A 24,954-nucleotide genomic window follows, 5' to 3' on the forward strand; every position below is an offset into this window, starting at 1 on the left:
CACCCGCTATGAAGCAAGTTAAACAAAAGACATCTATGCTTCTTCTCATGATGATGACAATCGTACTAATTGTATCTGGATGCTCAGGCAACAACGGCAAGAACAACACGGAACCAACGAAAGCGCCAGCCGCCGCAACCGACAAACCGGTCACTACGGAAGAAGATCCTCCTGCTTCGGATTTAAAGCCTTACCAAATCTCGCTCGTCTATCCTGGTACGCCGCAGGCGGATGAGAAAAAGATCGAAGAAGCTCTGAACAAGCTGCTTACTGAAAAGATCAATGCAACAATTGATCTTAGACCGATTGATTGGGGCGCATGGGATGACAAAATCAACCTGATGGTTGCTTCACAGGAAGAAGTAGACATCGTGTTTACCGCACAGTGGAACGGGCATGCGAAATATGTGGCTAAAGGAGCGTTCCTTGAGTTAGGCGATCTTCTTGAGCAGTATGGCAAAGGCATCACCGATTCATTAGATCCAGCTTTCATTGAAGGCTCGAAAATCAATAATAAAAACTACGGGATCCCAACAAACAAGGAGCTTGCGGCAGCAGGCGGAATTGTATACCGCAAAGATGTTACTGATGAGCTTGGCATTGATATGACAAATGTGAAGACGCCTCAGGATCTGGATGCGGTCTATGCAGTCGTGAAGGAAAAAAGGCCTGATCTGACTCCTCTTTATACGACTGCTGGAGCATTCAACTCCCATTTCTTCGCTAACTACGATTTCTTGGGCGACTCCACGATCCCAGGTGCGATTCTGAAGGATAAGGATGATACGAAAGTAGTGCCGATGGAGCAAATCGACCGTTACAAGGAATTGCTGAACATCACACGTGATTATTTCAAAAAAGGTTATATTAACGCGGATGCTGCAACGACGCAGGTTGCTTCGGCAGATGCATGGAAAGCAGGCACTGTATTCTCGACGCTGGAGCCTATTAAACCAGGCAAGGATGCTGAGATTGCGAGCGCTTCCGGACTTACAGGCAAGCTTGCACAAATTATGATGAATGAGAAAACAGTTGCCACATCCGAAACCGCTGGCTCGATGCTCGGCATTTCCTTTACTTCGAAGGACCCAGCTCGCGCTATGATGTTAATTAATTTGCTGCATACAGATAAGGAAATTAACAACCTGCTTAATTTCGGTATCGAGGGCGACCACTATACTCGCAATGGAGAGATTATTACAGCAACAGGCAATACAGCCAATTATAATCCAGGTTCTTCTTGGATGTTCGGTAATCAATTCCTTAACTACGTATGGGATACAGAAGACCCGGACAAATGGGCTAAATTCAAGGAATTCAACCAAAACGGCAAAGTATCGCCTGGCCTTGGTTTCGTCTTTGACAGCGAGCCGGTAAAAGCAGAGGTAGGAGCGCTTGCAAACGTGATCCGTCAATATCAAAGAGCATTGGAAACGGGCTCGGTTGATGTGGATAAAACATTGGCGGAGTACGAGAAGAAGCTGAAGGATGCAGGCGTGGATAAGGTCGTAGCTGAGAAGCAAAAACAATTCGACGCCTTCCTTGCCAGCAAATAGTCTAGGGAAAAATAATGAAAACCCGCGCCTTGCGAGAGGCGCGGGTTTTTCTTGCTTGCTTTTTTTTGTGTATTCTTTACAATTAAGCTAACAAATACAATTCCGATCCCATGCTAGGGGGCCATTCGACTATGATTCGTTCGACCAGCCGTTTGATTTGCGCAAGCCTGCTCCTGTTAGCTGGCTTATTATTAATAAGCGCTTGCTCTGATCAGAATGGCACGAATAGCCCGCAAACAAGCAATGTTAGCGCAGAAAATAGTAATAATCTTGTAAGCGCTTCAGATGATGGAGAGAAAAATAGCAGCTCAAGCAGCAAGAAATTGGAGCCCTATACCTTGCGGTTTGTTTATACCGGATCGCCGCAGCGTGATGAACAGGAAATAGAAGAAGCGATGAATGCTTATCTGATAGATAAAATAAATGCGAAGATCGATCTCATGCCGATCGATTGGGGACCTTGGGACGATAAAATCAACCTGATGGTCGCATCTCGGGAAAAGGTGGATATTGTATTCACTGCACAGTGGAATAAGCATGCGGTGAATGTGGCCAAGGGTGCGTTTCTTGAGCTGGATGGGCTGCTTAAGCAATATGGTCAAGGAATATTGCAATCGCTTGATCCTGTATTTCTGGCAGGTGCGAAGATTAACGGAAAAAACTATGCGGTCCCGACTAATAAGGAACTGGCGTCTCAAGGCGGAATTATCTACCGTTCAGACGTCGCCAAAGAGCTTGGCATTGATATGTCTGCTGTGAAGACGATTGAGGATTTGGATGCTGTTTATGAGACGATATTACTCAAAAAACCAGGCATGACACCGATTTATATGAAGCTTGGTGAAACCTTTAATACCCATTATGTCGGAAACTTCGATGCGCTTGGGGACACGTCGATCCCTGGCATCATTTTGAAAGACGGAGACAGCACAACGGTAAAGCCTGCTTATGAGATGGAACGCTATGTGAATACCTTGCATACCACCCGCCGTTTTTTCCAGAAAGGCTATATTAACAAGGATGCAGCAACCAATCAGACGATGAACAACGATGCTTTGAGCTCTGGCGATGTTTTTTCGATTACAGGATCATTGAAGCCAGGCAAGGATGAGGAGCTTGCGATCCAGACGGGACTCATCGGCAAGCTTGCCCAGCTTCCTTTGAACGAGAAGACGATAGCGACGTCGGAGACGGCTGGTTCTATGCTCGCGATTTCCACGACCTCTCAGGATTCTGTGCGAGCCATGATGTTCATTAATTTGCTGCATACCGATTCCTATTTAAACAATCTTCTTAATTACGGCATTGAAGGAAAGCATTTCGTTAAAATCAGTGAAAATGTGATCAAGCCTACAGAATATACAAAAAATTATAATCCCGCCGCCAACTGGATGTTTGGCAATCAGTTTTTGAATTATATATGGGAAAGCGAAAATCCCCACAAATGGGAAAGCTTTAGGGAGTTTAACCAAAATGCCAAGCTCTCGCCGGGCCTGGGCTTTGTATTCAATGGCGACGCGGTTCGAGCGGAGGTAGCAGCGGTAGTGAATGTAGATCGGCAGTATCAAACCGCGCTGGAGACTGGTTCTGTCGATGTGGATAAGGTTTTGCCGGAATATATCGAAAGCTTGAAGGCGGCAGGCATTGAGAAGATCATTATGGAGAAGCAAGCGCAGTTCGACAAATTTCTTGCCAGTAAATAAGGGGATCGAACGATCTTCTCTCTAAACTACACCTCTACTTTGTAGATTCCATTTTTGTAAATATAACAAGAGCCGGCCAGCGATTACACGCATGGCCGGCTCTTTGGTTAAATGAAGCTTGCTAAAGTGCGCTACCGCCAAAAACAAAACGGTATTCCCAGTGCTTGTTGTCAATACTGTCTACCCGAACCCCGCCGCTTTCCTTGGAATAGGTATTTAACATTTTGCCGTTGCCTAAATAAACGCCGACATGTGTAATTTCCTGCTTGGTTTTCGCAAGTTTGGCGTAGCCCGTTGCTTCGGAGCCGTGATACGACATGAAGAACATGAGATCGCCGCGCTTCAGACTACTCAAGCTTGTCTTTACTGCTGCATGCTGCTTGATGTAAGCGGCTTGCGTCGCGGCTGTAGGGGGAAGCGTGACGCCGACGGCGTTAAATATGTGCTTTGTGAAATCTGAACAATCAAATGTTTTCGTTGTGCTGCGATTCGATCCGAATTCATAAGGCGTTCCTAAGTATTTCATTCCAGTTGCAATCATTTTCTCAACCGATGAGGATGCCGCGTAGGCATGTCCTTCTATTGGAAAAGGCGCAAGGGCCGTACTAAGCAGTGTTGTTGATAATACGCATGTGACGAGCAGTTTTTTTAGGGATAAGTTTTTCATTGGCAGCGTATACACCTCCTGTACTGCTACTAACGTAACACATGGATATTAGCAGTTTAAGCTGTAAAATATGGATAACTGCCCACTTTGCCCCTAGAGGCGGGCAGGCGACTCGACTTAAGTCCAGTGCAAAAACCGCCGAAAGTCCGTTTTATAAAGGGGAAAATTGATCTAAACTAAGTACATAAGCAAGAGCAGCACAAACAAGGCAACAAACAAAATGAATAAATTCTAATCTGTGAAAGGAGTTGAACTTGGAGATGAATGGAAAAAGCGCTCTTGGCGTATTGCTCGTCATCGTTGGTGGTATCGCGGTACTTAATTTTGTAGGGGTTCATTTCGGTGCTATATTAGGATTTTTGCTCCCGTTCATACTAATCGGTTTTGGAGTTGTCGGTTGGATGAACAACAAGAAATGGATCGGCGGCATACTGGCTGCAGTTGGCGGATTGATGCTTCTCGGCAAGCTAGGCGGCATTCTCGTATTGCTTCTAGCCATTGGGTTGATCGTTGCTGGCGTTAGCCTCTTTAAAAAGGACAAACGCAGAGCTTACTAATCACTGCGAGTGAGAATAGAAGAACGAGTTGAAGATTGGTTTTGCACCGCAAAATGTTAAGGAGGACACGCAATGAGCATTATGAAGCGAGTACGCGACATTACAGTCGCTACATTAAATGAACGGCTTGAGAAATCAGAGGATCCGGTTCGCATGATCGATCAGTTCCTATGGTCCACTAGAGAAGATATTATCCAAGCAGAGAAGCTGTATCAGCAATATGCGGGGCATAGCAACCATCTGAAGGTACAGTGGTTGCAGGCAGAGGAGCAAAAGGAAAAGCGCGAAAATCAAGCGCTGACAGCTCTGAAAGCAGGCGAAGAGCAACTGGCGAGAATTGCATTGCATGAGAAAGCAGGCTGCGAGGAGCGCTCGAGACAGTATCGTGATCTATTTGAGCAAAGTCGCCAAAATACGCTTGATTTAGAAGAGCAACTGCGTGAGATGCGCAGCGAATATCAATCCGTATACGACAAGCGTGAATATTATGCAGCTCGGATGGAATCCTTAAGACTTCAGCAGCGTATGAACAGCCGTTACAACAGCGGTTTTGGAGATAACGGTATTCAATCGGGTACAGCATTTAGAAGACTTGAGGATCGCATTAGCGGAATGGAGCACGAAGCGAAGAGCTTGCGCGACATTCGCAGAATGGGGCAAGAATTCGTAACGGAAGCGGGCAACACCGTACAATCCGTTATAGAACGAGAGCTTGAGCAATTAAAGCGAAAGCTTGAGAAAGAAGGCTGGTCGTCTTGAGAAAACTATACCGTTCCTCTCGCGACAAGAAGCTATTCGGCCTATGCGGCGGTCTAGCGGAAACGTTAAACGTAGATGCGACTCTGCTGCGGATCTTACTGATTGTCGTAACGATTTTTACCAGCGGCGCCGTTATTCTCATCTATATCATTGCAGGACTCGTTGTTCCGAAGGAACCGCCAGTCTACTCTAACTTTGGTCCAAACGGCTACGGCAACGGCGGCTATGGCGGTGGAGGATATAATCCTGGCTACGGTCAACAATCGCAATCGCAATTCGGCGGCCCTTACAAAAACCCGCCACAGCCTCCAGGTTCATGGAATTCGACCGGAGCGGCTCCCCAGCAGCCAGCAGCGTCAACTCAGTTTGACAGCATGATGGATGATTTGGAGAAAAAAGCACTGCGTCGTGAAATCGAAGAATTGAAAGCCAAAATTGCTAAATACGAGAAGGGAGATTTTTAATATGGGAATTTTCAAACGCATGAAGGATATGACAAAGGCATCGGTAAATGAGGCATTGGACAAAATCGAAGATCCGATCATTATGCTAAACCAATATTTGCGCGATATGGAATCTGAAATTCATCAAGCTGAGGTAACGGTAGCTAAGCAAATGGCTAACGAGCGCCGCATGAAACAGCGCCTGGAAGAAACGGTTCGCAGTACGGCAGACCGTGAATCGAAAGCGGAAGCAGCCCTTAGAGCAGGCCAAGAAGAGCATGCACGCAAGCTGCTTGAAGAGAAGCTGTATTTTGACCAAAAGGTAACGGAATACACAGATTTGCATGCACAGTCCAAAGTTCAAGCCGAGGAGTTGCTGCAGCAACTGCACACGATGAAGGATGAGTTCTACCAATTGCGCAATAAGCGCAACGAGCTCGCTTCCCGTGCACAGGTAGCCAAAGCACAAAAACAAATGGCTCAATTGTCTTCTAACCACACGATTGACAGCGGCTCTGCATCACGCGGTTTCTACCGGATGGAAGAGAAAATCATGCAGTTGGAAGCAGAAGCGGATGTTCTTCGTACCCCTTATTCTTACAGCGGATCATCGAACACGTTCAACGCTGCCGAAGCAGAAAAACAGCTTAAGGTTGATGAGCAGCTTCAAGCTTTGAAAAACAAACTTGCCCCAACCCCATCCTTAGCTAAAGAGCAATCAGAAGAATAGGATAAGGCAATGGAATCGGCGGACCGCTTAGCGGTCTGCTCTTTCATTTGTTGGGGACATGACAGGGATAGGCAATAAGGGTTAAAATAGTACATAAAAGGAAGTGAGCCGTATGGAGCCAAACAATAAGAACGATCAACCGAGTCATGCGGCCCGCAGACGCAATATTACGGAAACGATATTGTGGCTGCTCATTATCATCAGCTTGGTCGTTATTGTATTGCAAGGAATCGGCTATGTAGAGCTGTTTACCCTGCAGGGCAAATGGGCGGTTGTTGGGCTTGCATTCGTTGGAGCAGGTTTAGCGGCAGCGGCATTAAACGGTTATTTGCAAAACTCCCGGCTAAAGGAATCTCTAAAGCGATTGACCGAGCAGCAGAAGAAGCGGAGGTTCACGGTGACGCTTAGCAATGGCGACAAGACGGATAATGAAATCTCGGAGCAGGAGCAGGTTGATCCGAGTTGGACTGAAAAGGTTAAATTTACGGCAGTTATCGAAGAGCGCCAACGGCTTGCACGTGAGCTGCATGATGCGGTGAGTCAGCAGCTATTTGCTATCTCCATGACGGCTACCGCAGTTAGCCGGACCATTGAGCGTGACTGGGAGAGGGCTAAACGCCAGGTACAGCTTATAGAAGAAATGGCTGCCGTAGCTCAATCTGAGATGCGAGCATTGCTGCTTCACCTTCGGCCCGTCCACTTGGACGGCAAAAACTTGGGGCAGGCACTTACTGTTCTAGTGGATGAGCTGAAGCAAAAGGTACCGATGATCATTACCTTGGAAGTGGATGAAACGATTGTGCTGGCTCCTAATGCCGAGGATCATTTGTTTCGGATCGCGCAGGAAGCCCTATCCAATACGCTCAGGCATTCTAAAGCGGACAGAATGGAAATCAAGCTTATTCGTACAGAGAAGCAAGTGCATATGAGCTTGAAGGATAGTGGTGTCGGCTTTGATCTCGAAGCAAAGAAGCAAACGTCCTATGGGCTGCTCACGATGGAGGAACGCGTCATCGAAATTGGCGGTTCACTGCAGATGATTTCCAAGCCAGGAGAAGGTACGGCGATATTGATTTGGGTTCCTGTTGAAGTCTAATAAGAGTAGAAAACAATGAATTGGCATAGATAAAGTAAGGCTGTAAAATCGTTAGATAATATAAAGGCGGTGCAAGGTGTGGAGGCAATGGAGCAATTGAGTCAGCCGATAAAGGTATTGCTAGTCGATGATCATGAAATGGTGCGGATCGGACTTGCTGCAGTGCTGGATACAGAGGATGGGATTGAAGTAGTCGGTGAAGCCAGCAATGGCATGGACGGCATTCGATTGGCACAGGCGTATAGACCAGACGTTGTTCTCATGGATCTGGTGATGGACGGCATGGATGGGGTGGAAACGACTGCGAAGCTGCTTGAATTATATCCGGAATGCAAGGTCATCGTCTTAACAAGCTACCTCGATGACAGCAAGCTGTATCCTGTCATTGAAGCGGGAGCGTTCAGCTATTTGCTGAAAACGTCAAGAGCAACGGAAATCGCTGATGCGATCCGCGCGGCAGCCCGCGGGCAATCGGTACTGGAGTCTCAGGTGGCTGCGAAAATGATGAATCGCTTTCGCCAGCCCAAGCAGCAGGAGCAGGCTCCGCTGCATGATGACCTTACGGATCGGGAGATGGATGTCCTTAAGCGCGTAGCGCAGGGGATGTCTAACCAAGAAATTGCCGATCAGCTGTTTATCGGCGTAAAAACAGTTAAGTTCCATATTACGAATATTTTCAACAAACTGGATGTCGATGATCGTACACAAGCAGCTATTTATGCTCATAAGCAAGGAATTGCTGATTAACTAGGTCTTCGTTTAATTTATTATACATTTGTATCATAAAGCAGTGATGAGTTGAAACAACTGATCCGTTTGATCAACAGGCACGGCTGGAATACCGAAACGGGAAATTCCGTTAATGTTGGCTTCTGGCCAGTACGCGATAGCGGCAGTATTCATTAATTGGTCCAATAGCTCATTATCCGCTTCCGTCCGAAACATTAGTATTTTTGGATAGTTAGCTGTTTTAAAGCCCTCAATGAGAATGACATCGGCTTCATCCATTTGAGCGATAAGCTGCTCAAGTGTTTCCGGGTGAGCTTTTAGTAGTGCTGTCCGCTTGGAAGAGGTGATGGCGGTCAAATCTGCCCCGGCTGCTTGGTGCTGCCAGGTATCACTTCCGGGCTTGTCGATTTGAAAATCATGCGCGTCGCGCTTAATGGTTCCTACAATATAACCTGCTTGTTTAAAGTGTTCCGTCAGCCGGCAAACCAATGTGGTTTTGCCGGTATTTTTGTATCCGACGATTTGGATAACATGCTTATGGCGTGCTGATGGCGGCTGCATGGCGTTCTCCTTTATGAGCGTCCTTAATTGCCATAAGTTTAACATACATTGTAAAATGAATGCTGAATAAGCTGTTGAAAAATCGAACCAGCAGCACAGGGACGGGGGATGGGAATGGAGAGGCTAGGCGCCGGTGGAGATAGGGCCTCACGATTTAATCGTGTGGCTGTGAAAGTCGCAGAGGCGCAGCAGAGGGTGCTGACTGCTGCGGACGGGCTGTGCCTCGGCAGCGAGCTCGTGCCGCTGCGAGAGAGTGGCGGCCGAAGGCTTGCGCAGACGATCGTTGCCACAAGCGACTGGCCGCCATTCGCGCGCTCAGGGCTCGACGGCTATGCCGTGCGCGCGGCAGATATCGCGGACGCGACGCCGGAGCAGCCGGTGGCGCTGCGCGTAGTTGACACAGTCGCGGCGGGCGGGCTCGCCCGTGCGGCTGTCGAGCAGGGCACGGCCGTGCGCATCATGACCGGCGCGGCTGTGCCTGTGGGGGCTGACGCGGTCGTCATGCTGGAGCAGACCGCGGATGCGATGCTGGCCTGCGGCACGGCTGCGGTGCTGATTAAGCGCGCCGCTGCCGCAGGCCAGCACATAGCGCCCCAAGGCGAGGAATTTCGCCTTGGGGGCGCGCTTGCGGGGCCCGGCACGCTTGTTCGGCCGGGCCATGTTGCGCTGCTAGGCACCTTCGGCTATGCCGAGGTGCCGGTATGCAAGCGCCCGCGCATAGCGGTGTTTGCGACCGGCAGCGAATTGCTGCCGGTGGAGGCGGCGCTGGCGGCGGGGCAGATCCGCGACAGCAATAGCGGCATGATCGCGGCCATGGCAGAGCAAAGCGGCGCCGAGCCGATCATGTGCGGCTCGCTGCCGGATAAGCTGGAAGCAGTAAAAGAAGCCATTGCTCAAGCGGCGATGGAAGCAGATTTGATTGTGACAACTGGCGGCGTTTCGGTGGGCGACTTTGATGTGATGTCAGAACTGTTCCGCTCGTTTAAGCGCGAATGCTCGTCTGACCAACTGTTGTTCGACCGCGTGGCAATGAGACCAGGCAGCCCAACTTCAGCTGCGCTCATAGACGGTAAGCTCTTAATCGCATTGTCAGGCAATCCAGGAGCATGTTTCGTCGGCTTTGAATTATTCGTACGCCCTGTACTGCTTCGCTTGCAGGGAGTTCGGCAGGCGCTTCCGCGAATCGTAAAGGCTGAGCTGCTTACCTGCGTCGAGAAGCCCAGTCCGCATACACGTTATGTACGTACAAGGCTGCTTTATGAACCGGACGGACGCTTGCTCGCCGATCCACTTGCTTTCTCCAAATCAAGCATGATGGCCTCCATCGCGGATGCCGAAGGGCTTGCCGTAATTCCATCCGGCTCTAGGGGAGCCGAAGCGGGAGAGATGATAGATGTTATTCTTATTCCTTGACCATAATGGTATCCAGCGCAGATGCTGAAGGGCTTACCGTAATCCCATCCGGTTCTAGTTCAGCTGAGGAGGGAAATTGGATAGTTATTATTCTTGTTCTTTGAATGTTATTCCAATTCATTGTGAACATCTGCTTATTGCTTGAATGGATTTTTTCTTCTATATTGATCTTTTCTATATGGTCTGAACAACTGCCAATTGAATCGCTTGAACAGAGAAAACGAAACATTAAAAGGAAAATATGAATTTAAATGGAGGATAAACTAGGGATGGGAACGAATATAAGGATAGAGAGAAAACAAACTTAAAACGCTAACAAAATAAGTTAGCCGCACGAACAGTAATGTCTTCAGCAAGGTTAATAGCCGCTCAATTATTTGCTCAGACAGCTATACTGCAACGCCAATAGCCTCACAGATAGCGATTGAATACCAAGCCGATATAAGGGATCGGAGAATAGGTTTGCATGGAGCCAAAGTATGCCGCATAAGGAAGCGTAGATGTAAGCTGCGGCTGGAGGAGATCATAGGTGCTTTGCTCATCTCCGTAAGTGAGCGCGTATTTCAAGTCATTGAGCAGGCCGTCCGCACCAAGGAGAAGTCTCTTCATTCGATCGGATTCGGCTGGAGATAACTGACTTGACGGTAAGCCATCCTCTTTCGCGACGACATGATTCGAGTCCATGACCCATGTTCCATCGCTGGTGCTTCGGCGCAGTCCAAGCTCCTGAGCGGCAGGATGGCGTAAGGCGAGCTCAACGCTCTCCCAAAGCTCGGGCTTTAGATCATCGGCATGCTGCTTATAGATGGTCTCTTGTTGATTAAGCAGCTTCGTAAAATGATGTAAGCTTTCCGTAATCGGTTTGCCCTCATGAAGCTCTCTGCCCAGCTTCCAGGTTAATTGCTCGAGCTCGAATTGTGCTTGCTTGGAGGAGCTAATCCACGCGGCTGCGCTATTGGCAGCTTGCTGGTAGATACGGCTCCATTCGGTTTCATCTTCAAACACCTGCTGAACCTCACCATCACGGTAAGGGTAATAAGTATAGGGACTGACAGCTTGTACAGGTACATAGGCATTGGTGCGTTCAATACCCCGGATTGATCGTAGATTTGTGCTCATAAGCAAACTCCTCTCGTTATCCATAGTCAGATGCAGCGTCAGCATACTATAGTGCATTCAAAAAGGCTGGCGAAACCTGTCGCCCGCTGAAAAAATCTTGCGGCGCCGCTATGGATAGCACGCCGCTTTGGTCGCTACAATAGCAAAAACAGAAAAGCAATTAGCGCAAAGTCAAGAGTAAGGGCGCCGCCCCAGGGATTATAATATTGTTGTCCATAATAATAAGGATCATAAGGATAAGCTTGTGTCTGAGCTTGCGATTTGCTGGATTTATGCGGTTCCTCTTGTTTACCTTTACCGCCTTTTTTCTTTTTTGAAACGGCTTTCTGTGCGGGCTGGATTTGATTTAACATCGCTTCGGCTTCGCCGGCTCCTGCATTCAGCATCACCTTGCCGTTTCCGCAAGCGCTAAGTATGCCGACATGACGCGTACCGTCGTTCATAATCACGCCTACCGGATACCCGCAATAACGCTTAACCACTTCCTCATGTAATGGATAAATCTGTTCCATACGAGGATGACACCTCCTGAAATTAATCATTCCTGCAACCAGTGTATTCACCCACAGGCTAACGTGTATGGATGTATACCCATTCTGAGCGGACAGGGGCGAAAAACATGTATATTCCAAAAGATACGAAGCCAGTCAGGCGCAGGCTCTCAGCGAAGCAGCGTGCCAAACAAACGAGGATTGGCGTTATTCTGGCGATGCTTGTTATTTTGCTGAGTGCGGGCTGGGCGTTGGGGCAGCAAGCGAACAAGTCAAAGGAGATTTTCACTGGCTCGGCAGTGAAGCGGCTGCAGCATGATTTGCAATTGCTGTGGGTTTGGAGTGATGAACAACTGAGAAGCGGTTCGGAGAGCGCAGATTGGACGATCAGATGGAATGTGACAGGCAAGGAGGGCGCGATGAAGGAGCTTGTAAAGAACATGTTTATGGATGAGAAAGGAATGGTTCTGGCTAAGCTTGAGCAAAATGAAGGGAAAACCGTTTCCGGACTTGTTCCCGCTTACGCTGGAAAGGTTTCGATAAGCCTGATTCAAACCGATGAACAAAAGGAGCAGCTCATGGTATTGCTTGAGACAAACCATTCCTCTCCGTTGACGAAAAGCTTGCTTTTGAAAGCATCCTCATCTATTTCAGAACAGCTTGCACAGCTGTCTCTTTCATTTACGAGCAGCATGAAAGTACAGGGCTATACGGAACAGAAACAGGTCACCTCACGCATGTCTAAACTTGCGAATGCAAGCTTGGTTGACCGTTATGAGGACGGAGGGACCGTAAGTGAAACCTTTTACACAAGGATGTTAAACGCTACAATTGCCGTCCAAAACGGAAATTCCGCGAACTATCAAGTAGCGGTGCATAAAAATACAGATACCAATAATACAGCTTTGACGATCGGAATACCGTTAATTTCAGGTGATTATAGCGTTTCCACAACGGTTTCACCATAAGCTGATAGGCTTAGTGCTTGTTGATTAGAATAAGTAACGTAACTTATCAGTATTTTTTATGCCTGTTGAATAGCGAATTATAGGCGAATATGCTAAACTACATAACATGTAAAGTTGCATGAAAATACATAGGGAAAGAATGAGGCAAATGACATATACGACTAATCTTGATTCCGTCTCCGCAGAAGGCGCAGTTTATTATCTGTTCGGAGCAACGGGCGATTTGGCTCGGCGCAAGCTGTTTCCAGCCCTGTTCAGTTTATATAAAGAAGGCAAGCTATCGGAAAACTTTGCTGTTGTAGGTCTTGCCAGACGTCCTCGGACCAATGAGCAATTCCGTTCGGATCTTTATGAATCAATCGTAGAATTTTGTCGTTACAAAGCGGACGATGCCGAGCTTTGGAATCGTTTTGCAGAGCATTTCGTATACATGTCCCTAGATATCAATGATGTTGAGGGTTTCCGCGAGCTTGGCAAATTGTCAGAACAACTGGATGAGAAATTCAACATCCCGGGTAACCGTCTGTTCTATTTGGCTCTTGCTCCATCATTGTTTGGACCAGTCTCCTTCAATTTGCGAGATGGCGGCTTGCTGGAGTCCACAGGCTGGCACCGCGTTGTGATTGAGAAGCCATTTGGTTATGATCTGCCGTCTGCCCAGAAGCTGAATGAGCAAATCAACCAGGTGTTCAAGGAAGAAGAAATTTATCGGATTGATCATTATCTTGGTAAAGAAATGGTTCAAAACATTCAAGTCATTCGTTTTGCAAATGCATTTTTTGAGCCATTGTGGAATAATAACCATATCGCGAACGTTCAAATCACGCTGTCGGAAACGGTTGGCGTAGAGGATCGTGGCGGTTATTACGATAAGTCAGGCGCATTGCGTGACATGGGTCAAAACCATATGCTGCAGATGCTGACGATGATCGCTATGGAACCGCCAAGCCGTTTGCATGGGGAAGATATCCGAGATGAGAAGGTAAAGGTGCTTCGTTCCCTTCGAAACTACTCATCGAGTGAAGTGGTCAGAGAGAATGTTGTCCGCGGCCAATACAGCGAAGGCAGCCATCACGGCAAAGAGCTTACCGGCTACCGCCAAGAGGATTCGGTTAGCGAGGATTCTTCGACCGAAACTTATTTTGCAGCGAAGGTGTTTGTAGATAATTTCCGCTGGGCTGGCGTTCCTTTCTACATCAGAACAGGCAAACGTCTACCTGTGAAGACGACCGAAATTGTTATTGAGTTCAAATCGATGCCGCAAAACGTCTTGTTTGCGCAGCGGCATGATCTGGCACCGAACCTGCTAGTTATTCGCGTAAATCCGCTAGAGGGCATATATATTAAAGTCAATGCAAAAACGCCAGGCGAGAACAATTCGGTTCAGCCGGTAGCTATGGAGTTTTGCCAAAGCTGCCAAGTTGGCTTGAACACGCCGGAAGCGTACGAGCGTCTTATCCATGATGCGGCACGCGGCGATTCCACTTACTTCACTCGTTGGGATGAGGTTTCCCAAGCATGGGCGTTTGTGGATCGGATCGCGCAGGCTTGGCGCGAAGATAAAGATGATTTGAAGCTATACCCTGCCGGATCATGGGGTCCAGCAGCAGCAAACGAGCTGCTTAAAGAGGATGGCTTCCATTGGTGGCCAGTCAACGGGCAAGAGGAAGATAACGTCATTTGGGTGTCGAACAGCGGGAAATAATCGCTGCCCTATACCTTACGTAATGAAGGGAAGGCAAGCATGAGCAAATCGTTAATTGAAGAAATTAAACAGGAAGTTGATAAACGCCGGACATTCGCGATTATCTCTCACCCTGATGCAGGGAAAACAACCCTTACTGAGAAGCTCCTCCTATTCGGAGGAGCCATTCGGCTTGCAGGGTCAGTCAAGGCACGCAAAGCGAGCCGCCATGCTACATCCGACTGGATGGAAATTGAGAAGCAGCGGGGAATCTCGGTAACATCCAGCGTTATGCAGTTCGATTACCTTGGCCACCGCGTCAACATTCTCGATACGCCTGGTCACCAAGATTTCAGTGAGGACACTTATCGTACCCTTACAGCAGCCGACAGCGCCGTCATGCTTATTGACGTTGCCAAAGGCGTCGAGGCGCAAACGATCAAGCTATTCCAGGTCTGCCGCAAGCGCGGTATTCCTATCTTTACGTTTATTAACAAGCTGGATCGTGAAGGCCAAAGCCCATTCGAATTAATGGAGGAGCTGGAGCGGGTACTTGGTATCCGTGCTGTTCCGATGAACTGGCCGATCGGCATGGGCCGCGAGCTATGCGGCGTATATGACCGGATGAAAACACAGGTCGAGCTATTCCAAGGCAATGACCATTCAACCATCGAGGTTAAGCCTGTCAGCGATTATAATGATCCGATTATTCGCGAGATGGCTGGCGATTATTTGACGGATCAACTAATTGGCGATCTTGAGCTGCTCGACGTTGCAGGCGATCAATTCGATTTTGAAAAGGTGCAGGCGGGCGAGCTGACACCGCTATTCTTCGGAAGCGCGGTTAACAATTTCGGCGTACAAACGTTCCTTGAAAACTTCCTGCAGCTTGCTCCAAAACCGACGCCGCGCAATAGCACGACAGGCCAGATTGAGCCAACAAATGAGAAGTTTACCGGTTATGTATTTAAAATTCAAGCAAACATGAACCCGGCGCATCGTGACCGGATCGCTTTCCTCCGCATTTGCTCAGGCAAATTCGAGCGGGGCATGAGCGTTCGCCACGTTCGCAACGGCAAAGACATTAAGCTGGCGCAGCCGCAGCAATTTTTGGCGCAGGACCGTGATATCGTCGACACCGCATATCCTGGTGATATTATCGGCTTGTTCGATCCGGGTATTTTCCGAATCGGTGATTCGTTGTCGCAAGGCGGAGAGGTCGTCTTTGACGAGCTCCCGACATTCTCGCCGGAGATTTTTGCAAAGGTAACGGTCAAAAATGCACTAAAGCACAAGCAATACCAAAAAGGAATCGACCAGCTGACAGAGGAAGGCACCATTCAGGTGTTCCATTCCACGGGCAACTTCGACGAGACGATTCTTGGCGTTGTTGGTCACTTGCAGTTTGAAGTATTCGAGCATCGGATGAAAGCTGAATACGGGGTAGATATTCAGCTGCACCGTATGCAGTTCCAATTCGCGCGCTGGATCGTTGATGACAATATCGACCCAGGCAAATTCAGGATCAATACGACGCTCGTCAAGGACAAGAAAGGCAATTATGTTGTCTTGTTCGAGAACGAATATGCGATGCGTACGGCGATAGACAAAAACCCGACATCGAAGTTTTTGGAAACCGCGCCTTAAGGGCAAGGAGATACGCAGGTAAATAGCATCCTCAGCCAAAGGCGCAGCAGCGCTTGCGGCCGGGGATGCTTTTATGCTTAGGGGTAGGAATTTCAGTGCTAAAATATAGGATTGCCCGTATAATAAATGGATAAAAAACGATAGGTGGCTAGTCATTCATGAAAACAATCATGTTCACCGGGGGAGGCTCAGCCGGACACGTTACTGTCAATCTGGCCTTGATCCCGCGATTTCTCGAGGAAGGCTGGTCAGTCCAATATATCGGCTCGGAAAGCGGCATTGAGCGTGAGCTTGTCGCAACGATACCGCAGGTAAAGTACTTCCCTATCGCCACAGGTAAGCTAAGAAGATACGTGGATATTCAAAACATTAAGGACCCATTCAAGGTGGTCAAAGGCCTCTATCAGGCTTACCGGCTCATTAAGAAAAACAAGCCTAATGTTATTTTCTCCAAGGGCGGCTTCGTTTCTGTGCCGGTGGTTATCGGAGCTTGGCTGAATAGAGTCCCACTGCTTATTCATGAGTCGGATTTAACGCCTGGGCTTGCCAATCGGATATCGATCCCTTTCGCAACGGGCGTGTGCACGACCTTTCCGGAGACTGGCGGCATGCTGAAGGCTGAGAAAAGCCGTCACGTAGGAGCAGTAATTCGTGAAGAGGTTAAACAGGGGAATGCCGACCAAGGACGCGCTTTCTGCGGATTTACTAGAAGCAAACCGGTCATTTTGATCATGGGCGGCAGCTTGGGGGCACGCAAGATTAATCAGACGGTAAGGCAGGCATTAACAAGACTTTCCAAGCAATTTCAAATCGTACATCTATGCGGCAAAAACCAGCTTGATCCCTCGCTTGAGGTCGCCGGCTATAAGCAGTTTGAATATGTGAACGAGCAGCTTCCAGATGTCCTAGCGATGACGGATCTCGTCATTTCACGGGCAGGCTCCAATTCGATATTTGAATTCCTTTCCTTGAAGAAGCCGATGCTGCTCATTCCTTTAACAAAGGAGCAGAGCCGCGGTGATCAAATTTTGAATGCCCAGTCCTTCGAAAAATCAGGTTACGCCGATGTGCTGTACGAGGAGAAGCTGACTGCAACCACCTTGGCGGATAGCGTAGAGCGTTTGTACGATAATCGCAAAACGTATATAGACCGAATGAACATGACTGAGGAAGCAAACGCTTTGGCCGCCGTATTCAATTGGATTAATGAAATTGCGAAGAAATAGTGTAAACGTAGTTTTTATTGAAAAGCTAAACGATCTGTCCAGCCATGATTTGCGGACGGGTCGTTTTTTTAGGGACGTCATGGTTTGTTTACAAAATATATAAAAAAGATGATTGACGATGAAACGTTTTCATGCCATAATGTACGCGTGTACATAAAATGGTTTTTACGTGCACATGAGACAAAACAACCCGATGACCCTATAAGCACAACTTTTATTGTTGGATGTAATTTATAAGCTTTATTCAGGAGGACAACGATCATTAGCAGGAAAGAAGTAGCGAAGCTGGCCGGCGTGTCAGAGGCAACCGTTTCCCGGGTGCTGAATAATGTCGGCCCCATGAAAGAGGAAACTCGTGCGCGTGTATTGCAGGCTGCTGCTGAGCTTGGGTATGTGCCTAATGCGCTTGCCCAGCAGTTTGCCCGGAGGAAAAGTGGAAATATTGGTGTTATTTTGCCATTTGTACCGAAGGTTCATCTGTTCTCGACCTACTATTTCTCAGAGATACTAAGCGGAATCGGTGAAACCGCGAAGCGGTGTGGCTACGATTTGCTGCTTATCTTCAGAGAGCCGGATGATTCCAGAGATTACGCCAAGCTGTTTCGAACGCAGAAGATTGATGCCTGTATCGTCCTTGGATCTCAAAATGTGCCGGAAGAACGAAGCGCACTCGTAGAGCTTAAGGAAGGTGGCTTTCCCTTCTGTCTAGTGAATCAGCGTTTTGAAGAGGAGGAATTCCTATCCGTCGATGCTGACCATGTTGCCGGCAGCGAGGCGGCCGTCAGGCATTTAATCGAACAAGGCAGCCTTCGCATTGCTTTCGTAAATGGACCTGCCCAGTATTCCAACAGTACGGACAGGCTGGAAGGCTATCGAAATGCACTAGAGAAAGCTGGCATCAAGTATGAGACGCAGCATGTCTATGTGGGGAATTACAGCCGGAAGAGCGGCTATGAGCTTGCCGAACGGCTTGCAAAGGAAATTCAGATAGGAAGGATTGACGCTGTTTTTGCTGCCAACGACCGGATGGCCATCGGATTGATGCAGGGATTGCGGGAGCATGGCCTTGAAGCCAGCCAGCATTATGCACTAATCGGCTATGACGATTCAGACGGCTCGCGCATCATTAGCCCAAGACTTTCAACGGTGGCGGTTCCTTTTTATGAGATGGGCAAGCTGGCTGCCGCTAGGCTGCTTAATGCGGAGCGAGCAAGCGCTCCAAGCGAGCTGCGGCAAGAGGTTCTGCCCGTGAGCTTGGTTCAAAGGGAAACATCAGATCGAAAAAATAAGCATCACTAATTGAGAGGCGGGTTTATATGGAAAAAGTACGTGTGGGTATGGTCGGTTATAAATTTATGGGTAAGGCACATAGCAACGCTTATCGCGCGCTTCCGATGTTTTTTCCAGAGGTCATTAAACCGGAAATGACGGCAATATGCGGACGTGATCCAGAAGGGCTTGAGCAAGCTAGAGCACAATTCGGCTGGGCAAGCTCAGAAACCGATTGGAAGGAGCTCGTGAAACGCGAGGATATCGATTTAATCGATATCAATGCGCCAAGCGATGCGCATAAAGCGATTGCACTTGCAGCGGCTGCTGCGGGCAAGCATATTTTTTGCGAAAAACCGTTGGCGCTCACGCTTGCGGATTCTCGTGAAATGCTAGAAGCGGCTGAGACGGCTGGTGTCAAGCATATGGTCGGGTTCAACTACCGTTTTGCACCTGCGATCCAGCTCGCAAAGAAGCTCGTTTCAGACGGTCGGATCGGCGAAATTCACCATTTCCGCGCGGTGTTTTTGCAGGATTGGATTATTGATCCAAGCTTCCCGCTCGTATGGCGTCTTCAGAAGGAAATTGCAGGTTCAGGCTCTCATGGCGATTTAGGCGCTCATTTAATTGATATGGCCCGTTACCTGGTCGGAGAATTCAACGAGGTGATCGGCATGAGCGAGACCTTTGTGAAGGAGCGTCCGATCGCTTCGGCCATGACCGGACTTAGTGCCAAAGGAAGCGAGGATGGACCGCGCGGCGAAGTAACCGTCGATGATGCAACGGTATTCATGACACGCTTCGCTAATGGCGCATTGGGTAGCTTTGAGGCCACGCGTTTTGCTGCAGGGCATCGTTGTACGAACGCTTTTGAGATTAATGGCAGTAAAGGGAGCATCAAGTTTGATTTTGAACGAATGAATGAGCTTCAAGTATATTTCACGGACGATGCCGAGGATGTTCAGGGCTTCCGCCGCGTGCTGGCAACTGATCCTTCACATGCTTATATGGATGCTTGGTGGCCTGCAGGACATACCATTGGCTACGAGCATACGTTTACGCATGAGATGCATGAGCTGATGCAGGCTTTTGCAGAAGATCGCCAGCCGGTACCTAACTTTGTGGACGGCGTGAAATGCCAAGAGGTGCTGGAGGCCGTTGACCGCTCGATTGCAGAGCGCCGCTGGGTTTCCATTAGCGAGCTAGCCTAAACGAACGAACAAGCATAAATAGATCGCACATAGAGTAGCAGAGAGGCAGGGAGATACATTGAAAAAAGCATTAATCGTATGGGGTGGCTGGGACGGACATCAGCCGAAAGAAGTTGCAGAAATATTTCGCGAGGTTCTCGCTTCGGAAAACTTTGAGGTAGAAGTGTCCGATACGCTGGAGGCTTTTGCAGATGCGGAAAAGCTTCTTGGACTTGATCTTATCGTACCGGTGTGGACGATGGCACGTATTGAGCAAAAGCTGGTTGATAATGTTTCGGCAGCGGTACAGAGCGGCGTTGGCCTTGCTGGCTGTCATGGCGGCATGTGTGATGCGTTCCGTGAGAACGTCGACTGGCAGTTTATGACGGGCGGCCAATGGGTAGCGCATCCCGGCAACGACGGCCTTGAATATACCGTGAATATCAACAATTCATCTAGTCCGCTTACGGAGGGCATCGAAGATTTTGTCGTTAGCTCAGAGCAATACTACTTGCATGTAGACCCTGCCGTGGAAGTGCTTGCGACGACTAGGTTTCCTGTAACGGAGGGGCCACATTCGCTGAATAAAGCCGTTGATATGCCAGTGGCTTGGACGAAGCGCTGGGGAGTAGGACGCGTTTATTACAACTCGCTTGGCCATCAAGCAAACATCATTGAAATACCAACCGTTAAGGAGCTGATGCGGCGTGGCTTCCTATGGTGTGCGGAAGGCAAGGCCAGAGCACTCGAAGCTGGCGTGAAATCGGCTGCTTACAGCGGAATGGCAGATAACCAGCTATAATCAAATTTTAAAATTCAGGATATGGGACGAGGGACTGGCGAAAATGGAGAAGATTAAAGCAGGTATTATTGGAACAGGCAATATCAGCGGGATCTATTTTGAAAACGGAAATCGCTTTGACGCGCTTCAGGTTGTAGCCTGCGCGGATTTGGATGTTGAACGTGCGAAGGCAAAAGGTGAGGAATTTGGCGTGCGCGGTTGCTCGGTTGAGGAATTGCTCGCAGATCCTGAGATTCAAATGATCATTAATCTGACCATTCCCCAAGCGCATGCTTCCGTATGTTTGCGGGCGTTAGAGGCAGGCAAGCATGTGTATGTAGAGAAACCATTCGCCGTTACCCGAGAAGAAGCACAGCAGGTTTTGGAGCTTGCCGAGAAGAAGGGGCTTTATGTGGGAAGTGCTCCCGATACCTTCCTTGGCGGAGGAATCCAAACCAGCATTAAACTGGTGGAGGATGGCTGGATCGGTACACCAATCGGCGCAACTGCATTTATGGTTTGCGGCGGCCATGAATCTTGGCATCCTGCTCCAGAGTTTTATTACCAGACGGGTGGCGGTCCAATGTTCGATATGGGACCCTACTATTTAACTGCTCTTGTAGCGCTGCTTGGGCCGATAACCCGCGTAACGGGTTCGGCGCGCATTTCCTTCCCAGAGAGAACCATTACCAGCAAGCCTAAATATGGCCAAAAGGTTAATGTTGAGGTGCCTACCCATATCGCAGGCGTGATGGATTTTGCATCGGGTCCCATCGGGACACTGCTCACGAGTTTTGATGTGAAAGGCGGTTCCATGCTGCCGCGTATCGAGGTATATGGCAGCGCGGGAACCTTGCTCGTTCCCGATCCCAACGGATTCGGCGGTCAAATCAAGCTTTGGCGAGCAGGCTCGAATGAATGGTCGGATATTCCGCTTGCTTATGGTTATACGGAAAATGCCCGCGGTGTCGGCGCTGCGGATATGGCGAAAGCGATTCAAACCGGCCGCAAGCACCGGGCTAACGGTGAACTGGCTTATCATGTACTTGAAGCTATGCACGGTTTCCATGATGCTTCCGAGCAAGGCGCGCATTATGTCATGAAGAGTACGTGCGAGAGACCGGCACCGCTGCCGCTTGGCTTGCAGCCGTTTTGTCTAGACTAGTGCCCTGTGACCTATAGCAGCAAAAGAAAAAGCAGAGCGACTAACCGCTCTGCTTTTTCTTATTTTTGTTATGATTTAACCCATGCCTCTACTTTATCGGCATTAGCCTCAACCCAGGCTTTAGCCGCCGCTTCCGGCGTTTCGCCTTCCTGGATTTTAATCATGACGGCTGCCATGTCATCGGGAGTCCAATTAAACTTGTCTAGGAAAGCGTAGGCTTCCGGTTGGTCTTCCTTCAGCCCTTGGCGAGCAATCGTATGAATTTGTTCATCTCCGCCGTATACGTTTTTCGGATCCTCCAAATATTTCAGATCCATTTTGGCGAAAATCCAGTGTGGGGTCCAGCCTGTAACCACGATAGGCTCTTTGTTGGCATAAGCCTTTTGCAGTTCTTGCGTCATCGCTGCGGATGAGCTTTCAAGCAGTGTCCATTTATCGCGTAAGTTGTATTCATCAAGCACCTTCTCGGTAGACATCATGAGTCCAGCGCCGGGCTCAATCCCGATAATCGTGTGGTCCACCGTATCGCCAAAGGCACCATTCAACTCATCGATACTATTGATGTCCATATATTTGGGAACGACGAGGCCAATTTTGGTACCTTCGAGATTCGGACCCAAGTCATCGTATTTTCCATTATATTTGGTGACATAGGAAGCATGTGTAGTCGGAAGCCAAGCGGCGACCATCGCATCCGCGCTTCCATCGGAAATACCGGCCCACATTGGCCCCGCATCTACCTGCATCATTTCCACCTGATAACCAAGCTTTTGTTCAAGTACTTCTTTTACCACATTCGTGCTCGCGATTTCGGAATCCCAAGCTACATAAGCCAGCGTTATTTTTTTCTTGTCGCTGCCCCCGGAAGAAGAACATCCCGCTATCAAGGCGAATGCCATTACCGCTGCTACAATTACCGTCATTTTGTTGAATTTCAAAAAATCACTCCTTAAAAGTTTGTGGAACTGATACTTTAAGAGATAGCTTAAAGGTGGTGGAACAAACTTGCTTTGTAAGCATAGATCTTTGTTTTGTGAATCTGCTCGCGCAGCGACTGTTTTGAAACAAACTAACTAAGCAAGCATGTATGCTTTTGAATGCTAGGTTGTTTTGCTTCTGCGAATAACTTGTTGGGTTAAACGGTCTAAGATAATGGCCAAGATAACGATAGCAAGCCCGGCTTCAAAGCCAACACCCGTATTTCCTTGCGTAACGGCACGGTATACATAAGCGCCGACCCCTTGTGCGCCAATCATCGAGGCGATAACGACCATCGATAAAGAAAGCATGATGGTCTGATTGATTCCCGCCATGATGGTAGGAAGAGCAATCGGGAGCTGGAGCTTGAAGAGCTTCTGAGCGGGTGTGGAGCCAAATGCATCCGCTGCTTCGACGAGTTCCTCAGGAACCTGGCGAATGCCTAAATTAGTTAGGCGGATGGTTGGCGGGATGGCGAATATAATGGATGAGATCACCCCAGGTACTACACCGAGCGAGAAGAAGGTAACGGCTGGCAATAAATAGACGAATGCAGGCATCGTCTGCATAAAGTCCAGCACGGGCGTAACAATCTTCTGAATACCGTTTTTGCGTGCGCACAAAATGCCAACTGGCACACCAATGAGTACCGAGATGAAGGCAGAGGTCAGAACAAGCGCTAGTGTCTGCATCGTCTGGCTCCATAATCCCAGGTTCTCAATGATGAGCAGGCCTATTAGCGTAAATAACGCCATTCTCCATTTGCCGATATACCAGGCAAGAACCGTAAACAGAAGGATAAGAACAAGCGCTGGAAACCAATTAAGCGCAGTTTCTAAGCCGTTTACTGTTTCTCCAACCACAATTTTTATCAATTTGAATAGTGGCGCCAGATTATTTTCGAGCCAGGATTCAAACCATTCGATAAAGTCTGCTAAAGGAATTTTAGGCAGATTCATGACTATCACCAGCCTCTAATGTTGAATTTCCGGCTAATGCGGCCAGAACAGCGCCTTTAATGACAATCCCTTTTAGCCGCCCATTCTCATCAATAATGGAAACGGGGAATTTGGAATTGCTCATTAATTCAAATAATTCGTTAAGCAGCGTTTCCGGGAGTACGGCAGGCGCCTCCCGTTCCATTGCTTCTTCAAGCTTCTGTCCGTTTTTGATTGCATTGGCTGCATTCTCCGCGGTAATAACGCCAAGCAGCCTCATGCCTTTATCAACAACGTATAAGCTGGAAACTTCCCGGTCGCGCATAAATTGCAGAGCCACGCGCGGTCCCTTTTCAATGGTAATCGTCTCAGGCTTGACCATCACGTGCGAAGCCGTTAAAACTTTAGACAAATCAACGTCCTCGACGAATCGCTCTACATACTTATTGGCCGGCTGCATCAAAATTTCTTCCGGCGAACCGATTTGTACGATGCTGCCGTCCTTCATTAATGCAATTTGGTCACCAATGCGCAGTGCTTCATCCAAATCATGCGTAATAAACACGATCGTCTTTTTCATTTTCGATTGCAATTCAAGCAGCTCATCCTGCATATCCTTCCGGATCAGCGGGTCAAGCGCGCTAAATGCCTCATCCATCAGAAGCACGTCGGGATCGTTGGCAAGCCCTCTGGCAAGCCCGACGCGCTGCTGCATACCGCCGCTTAGCTGATCAGGATAGCTATCTGCCCAGCCTTTTAATCCTACAAGTTCAAGAGAGTTCATCGCCATTTCCCTGCGTTTTTTCTTATCGATGCCTTGAACCTCAAGCCCGTATTCGATATTTTGGATTACGGTGCGATGCGGAAACAACGCAAATTTCTGAAATACCATGCCTACGTTTTTTCTTCTGAACTTCCTTAGCTGCTCAGGAGACATCTTCAATACATCTGTACCATTGAATAGTACCTGACCGTTCGTAGGTTCGATCAGTCGGTTAAGCAGACGTACAAGTGTCGACTTGCCGCTGCCGGACAAGCCCATGATGACAAATATTTGTCCTGCTTCAATGGAGAAACTAGCTTGGTTGACCCCAACCGTAAGCTTTGTTTCTGCAAATATCTTTTCTTTAGACCATCCTTTATCCAGCAGCGGGATCGCCTTTTTCGGATCGGCTCCGAAAATCTTGGTTAGCCTCTTGGCTTCTATAATCGCCATGTTGTGCCCCCTTGTGGAATATTTCGACTCCTATAAGTTTAGTTGGTTATCTTTGTAATGGTCAAAAG

At 48.5% G+C, this 24,954-nt stretch carries 24 protein-coding genes; 17 read left to right on the forward strand and 7 right to left on the reverse strand.

The features are described from left to right. Positions 1-8: 8 nt before the first annotated feature. Both E0496_RS24670 and E0496_RS24675 read left to right on the forward strand, forming a co-directional pair. Positions 9-1,556, forward strand: a complete 1,548-nt coding sequence (locus tag E0496_RS24670) for an ABC transporter substrate-binding protein (protein ID WP_141504420.1) — start codon at positions 9-11, stop codon at positions 1,554-1,556. A gap of 131 nt (positions 1,557-1,687) precedes the next feature. Then, complete coding sequence (locus tag E0496_RS24675) at positions 1,688-3,259, forward strand: ABC transporter substrate-binding protein (protein WP_141504421.1); 1,572 nt, start codon at positions 1,688-1,690, stop codon at positions 3,257-3,259. A gap of 121 nt (positions 3,260-3,380) precedes the next feature. Here the strand turns inward: E0496_RS24675 and E0496_RS24680 are convergent, their stop codons facing one another. After that, complete coding sequence (locus E0496_RS24680; protein WP_141504422.1) at positions 3,381-3,926, reverse strand: C40 family peptidase; 546 nt, start codon at positions 3,924-3,926, stop codon at positions 3,381-3,383. 260 nt (positions 3,927-4,186) lie between these two features. Here E0496_RS24680 and E0496_RS24685 point away from each other — a divergent pair, with 260 nt between their 5' ends. The 6 genes from E0496_RS24685 to E0496_RS24710 all read left to right on the forward strand — a co-directional run bounded on the left by E0496_RS24685 (position 4,187) and on the right by E0496_RS24710 (position 8,258). Continuing rightward, a complete protein-coding gene (locus E0496_RS24685; RefSeq protein ID WP_141504423.1) occupies positions 4,187-4,483 on the forward strand; it encodes a LiaF transmembrane domain-containing protein in 297 nt (98 codons plus the stop codon). 72 nt (positions 4,484-4,555) lie between these two features. Further along, positions 4,556-5,242, forward strand: a complete 687-nt coding sequence (locus E0496_RS24690) for a PspA/IM30 family protein (protein WP_141504424.1) — start codon at positions 4,556-4,558, stop codon at positions 5,240-5,242. Then, complete coding sequence (locus tag E0496_RS24695; protein WP_141504425.1) at positions 5,239-5,706, forward strand: PspC domain-containing protein; 468 nt, start codon at positions 5,239-5,241, stop codon at positions 5,704-5,706. The genes E0496_RS24690 and E0496_RS24695 overlap by 4 nt, the downstream gene beginning before the upstream one ends. A 1-nt stretch (position 5,707) precedes the next feature. After that, the gene (locus tag E0496_RS24700; RefSeq protein WP_141504426.1) at positions 5,708-6,415 is read left to right on the forward strand and encodes a PspA/IM30 family protein; all 708 of its coding nucleotides are present in this window, start codon (positions 5,708-5,710) and stop codon (positions 6,413-6,415) included. Between the two features lie 112 nt (positions 6,416-6,527). Continuing rightward, entirely contained in the window at positions 6,528-7,511 is a 984-nt protein-coding gene (locus E0496_RS24705; RefSeq protein WP_141504427.1) for a sensor histidine kinase, read from the forward strand. Positions 7,512-7,607: 96 nt separating this feature from the next. Further along, positions 7,608-8,258 carry a response regulator gene (locus tag E0496_RS24710; RefSeq protein WP_479680877.1) on the forward strand — a complete coding sequence of 217 codons (651 nt, stop codon included), beginning with the start codon at positions 7,608-7,610 and terminating at the stop codon, positions 8,256-8,258. Positions 8,259-8,291: 33 nt separating this feature from the next. Here the strand turns inward: E0496_RS24710 and mobB are convergent, their stop codons facing one another. Further along, entirely contained in the window at positions 8,292-8,801 is a 510-nt protein-coding gene (mobB, locus tag E0496_RS24715; RefSeq protein WP_161601555.1) for a molybdopterin-guanine dinucleotide biosynthesis protein B, read from the reverse strand. A 114-nt stretch (positions 8,802-8,915) separates the two neighbouring features. Here mobB and E0496_RS24720 point away from each other — a divergent pair, with 114 nt between their 5' ends. Next, positions 8,916-10,214 (forward strand): molybdopterin molybdotransferase MoeA, encoded by a 1,299-nt coding sequence (locus E0496_RS24720; protein WP_241674973.1) that lies wholly within the window; start codon positions 8,916-8,918, stop codon positions 10,212-10,214. 411 nt (positions 10,215-10,625) lie between these two features. Here the strand turns inward: E0496_RS24720 and E0496_RS24725 are convergent, their stop codons facing one another. Together E0496_RS24725 and E0496_RS24730 are read right to left on the reverse strand one after the other, a co-directional pair. After that, on the reverse strand, positions 10,626-11,333 hold the full coding sequence (locus E0496_RS24725; protein ID WP_141504431.1) for a hypothetical protein: 708 nt from the start codon (positions 11,331-11,333) through the stop codon (positions 10,626-10,628). 134 nt (positions 11,334-11,467) lie between these two features. After that, a complete protein-coding gene (locus E0496_RS24730) occupies positions 11,468-11,845 on the reverse strand; it encodes a hypothetical protein (RefSeq protein WP_141504432.1) in 378 nt (125 codons plus the stop codon). A gap of 107 nt (positions 11,846-11,952) precedes the next feature. On the opposite strand from E0496_RS24730, the gene E0496_RS24735 reads away from it, so the two are divergent. The 8 genes from E0496_RS24735 (at position 11,953) to E0496_RS24770 (ending at position 21,754) form a co-directional block, all read left to right on the forward strand. Next, on the forward strand, positions 11,953-12,792 hold the full coding sequence (locus E0496_RS24735) for a YwmB family TATA-box binding protein (RefSeq protein ID WP_161601556.1): 840 nt from the start codon (positions 11,953-11,955) through the stop codon (positions 12,790-12,792). Positions 12,793-12,940: 148 nt separating this feature from the next. Continuing rightward, complete coding sequence (zwf, locus tag E0496_RS24740; protein ID WP_141504434.1) at positions 12,941-14,497, forward strand: glucose-6-phosphate dehydrogenase; 1,557 nt, start codon at positions 12,941-12,943, stop codon at positions 14,495-14,497. Positions 14,498-14,536: 39 nt separating this feature from the next. After that, a complete protein-coding gene (locus tag E0496_RS24745) occupies positions 14,537-16,123 on the forward strand; it encodes a peptide chain release factor 3 (RefSeq protein ID WP_141504435.1) in 1,587 nt (528 codons plus the stop codon). Between the two features lie 158 nt (positions 16,124-16,281). After that, positions 16,282-17,349, forward strand: coding sequence for an undecaprenyldiphospho-muramoylpentapeptide beta-N-acetylglucosaminyltransferase (locus E0496_RS24750; protein ID WP_141504436.1), 1,068 nt, complete (start codon positions 16,282-16,284; stop codon positions 17,347-17,349). A 258-nt stretch (positions 17,350-17,607) separates the two neighbouring features. After that, positions 17,608-18,648, forward strand: coding sequence for a LacI family DNA-binding transcriptional regulator (locus E0496_RS24755; RefSeq protein ID WP_141504437.1), 1,041 nt, complete (start codon positions 17,608-17,610; stop codon positions 18,646-18,648). Between the two features lie 17 nt (positions 18,649-18,665). Further along, a complete protein-coding gene (locus E0496_RS24760; protein ID WP_141504438.1) occupies positions 18,666-19,829 on the forward strand; it encodes a Gfo/Idh/MocA family protein in 1,164 nt (387 codons plus the stop codon). A 58-nt stretch (positions 19,830-19,887) separates the two neighbouring features. Beyond that, complete coding sequence (locus tag E0496_RS24765) at positions 19,888-20,610, forward strand: ThuA domain-containing protein (protein ID WP_141504439.1); 723 nt, start codon at positions 19,888-19,890, stop codon at positions 20,608-20,610. Positions 20,611-20,653: 43 nt separating this feature from the next. Beyond that, positions 20,654-21,754 (forward strand): Gfo/Idh/MocA family protein, encoded by a 1,101-nt coding sequence (locus E0496_RS24770; protein WP_139996143.1) that lies wholly within the window; start codon positions 20,654-20,656, stop codon positions 21,752-21,754. 68 nt (positions 21,755-21,822) lie between these two features. On the opposite strand, the gene E0496_RS24775 is transcribed toward E0496_RS24770, so the two are convergent. The 3 genes from E0496_RS24775 to E0496_RS24785 all read right to left on the reverse strand — a co-directional run bounded on the left by E0496_RS24775 (position 21,823) and on the right by E0496_RS24785 (position 24,886). Beyond that, positions 21,823-22,692 (reverse strand): glycine betaine ABC transporter substrate-binding protein, encoded by an 870-nt coding sequence (locus tag E0496_RS24775; protein ID WP_338325874.1) that lies wholly within the window; start codon positions 22,690-22,692, stop codon positions 21,823-21,825. A gap of 162 nt (positions 22,693-22,854) precedes the next feature. Then, positions 22,855-23,691 (reverse strand): ABC transporter permease, encoded by an 837-nt coding sequence (locus E0496_RS24780; RefSeq protein WP_141504440.1) that lies wholly within the window; start codon positions 23,689-23,691, stop codon positions 22,855-22,857. Then, entirely contained in the window at positions 23,678-24,886 is a 1,209-nt protein-coding gene (locus E0496_RS24785; protein ID WP_141504441.1) for a quaternary amine ABC transporter ATP-binding protein, read from the reverse strand. Before E0496_RS24785 ends, E0496_RS24780 begins: the two co-directional genes overlap by 14 nt. Positions 24,887-24,954: the final 68 nt, after the last annotated feature.

It is taken from the genome of Paenibacillus luteus (assembly GCF_006542765.1).
Taxonomy (GTDB): domain Bacteria; phylum Bacillota; class Bacilli; order Paenibacillales; family Paenibacillaceae; genus Pristimantibacillus; species Pristimantibacillus luteus.

Bases quoted from the DNA above. Each gene is read 5' to 3' on its own strand.
- E0496_RS24670 (WP_141504420.1), top strand. From the start codon at position 9: ATGAAGCAAGTTAAACAAAAGACATCTATGCTTCTTCTCATGATGATG.
- E0496_RS24675 (WP_141504421.1), top strand. From the start codon at position 1,688: ATGATTCGTTCGACCAGCCGTTTGATTTGCGCAAGCCTGCTCCTGTTA.
- E0496_RS24680 (WP_141504422.1), bottom strand. From the start codon at position 3,926: ATGAAAAACTTATCCCTAAAAAAACTGCTCGTCACATGCGTATTATCA.
- E0496_RS24685 (WP_141504423.1), top strand. From the start codon at position 4,187: ATGAATGGAAAAAGCGCTCTTGGCGTATTGCTCGTCATCGTTGGTGGT.
- E0496_RS24690 (WP_141504424.1), top strand. From the start codon at position 4,556: ATGAGCATTATGAAGCGAGTACGCGACATTACAGTCGCTACATTAAAT.
- E0496_RS24700 (WP_141504426.1), top strand. From the start codon at position 5,708: ATGGGAATTTTCAAACGCATGAAGGATATGACAAAGGCATCGGTAAAT.
- E0496_RS24705 (WP_141504427.1), top strand. From the start codon at position 6,528: ATGGAGCCAAACAATAAGAACGATCAACCGAGTCATGCGGCCCGCAGA.
- mobB (WP_161601555.1), bottom strand. From the start codon at position 8,801: ATGCAGCCGCCATCAGCACGCCATAAGCATGTTATCCAAATCGTCGGA.
- E0496_RS24720 (WP_241674973.1), top strand. From the start codon at position 8,916: ATGGAGAGGCTAGGCGCCGGTGGAGATAGGGCCTCACGATTTAATCGT.
- E0496_RS24725 (WP_141504431.1), bottom strand. From the start codon at position 11,333: ATGAGCACAAATCTACGATCAATCCGGGGTATTGAACGCACCAATGCC.
- E0496_RS24730 (WP_141504432.1), bottom strand. From the start codon at position 11,845: ATGGAACAGATTTATCCATTACATGAGGAAGTGGTTAAGCGTTATTGC.
- E0496_RS24735 (WP_161601556.1), top strand. From the start codon at position 11,953: ATGTATATTCCAAAAGATACGAAGCCAGTCAGGCGCAGGCTCTCAGCG.
- zwf (WP_141504434.1), top strand. From the start codon at position 12,941: ATGACATATACGACTAATCTTGATTCCGTCTCCGCAGAAGGCGCAGTT.
- E0496_RS24745 (WP_141504435.1), top strand. From the start codon at position 14,537: ATGAGCAAATCGTTAATTGAAGAAATTAAACAGGAAGTTGATAAACGC.
- E0496_RS24750 (WP_141504436.1), top strand. From the start codon at position 16,282: ATGAAAACAATCATGTTCACCGGGGGAGGCTCAGCCGGACACGTTACT.
- E0496_RS24760 (WP_141504438.1), top strand. From the start codon at position 18,666: ATGGAAAAAGTACGTGTGGGTATGGTCGGTTATAAATTTATGGGTAAG.
- E0496_RS24770 (WP_139996143.1), top strand. From the start codon at position 20,654: ATGGAGAAGATTAAAGCAGGTATTATTGGAACAGGCAATATCAGCGGG.
- E0496_RS24780 (WP_141504440.1), bottom strand. From the start codon at position 23,691: ATGAATCTGCCTAAAATTCCTTTAGCAGACTTTATCGAATGGTTTGAA.
- E0496_RS24785 (WP_141504441.1), bottom strand. From the start codon at position 24,886: ATGGCGATTATAGAAGCCAAGAGGCTAACCAAGATTTTCGGAGCCGAT.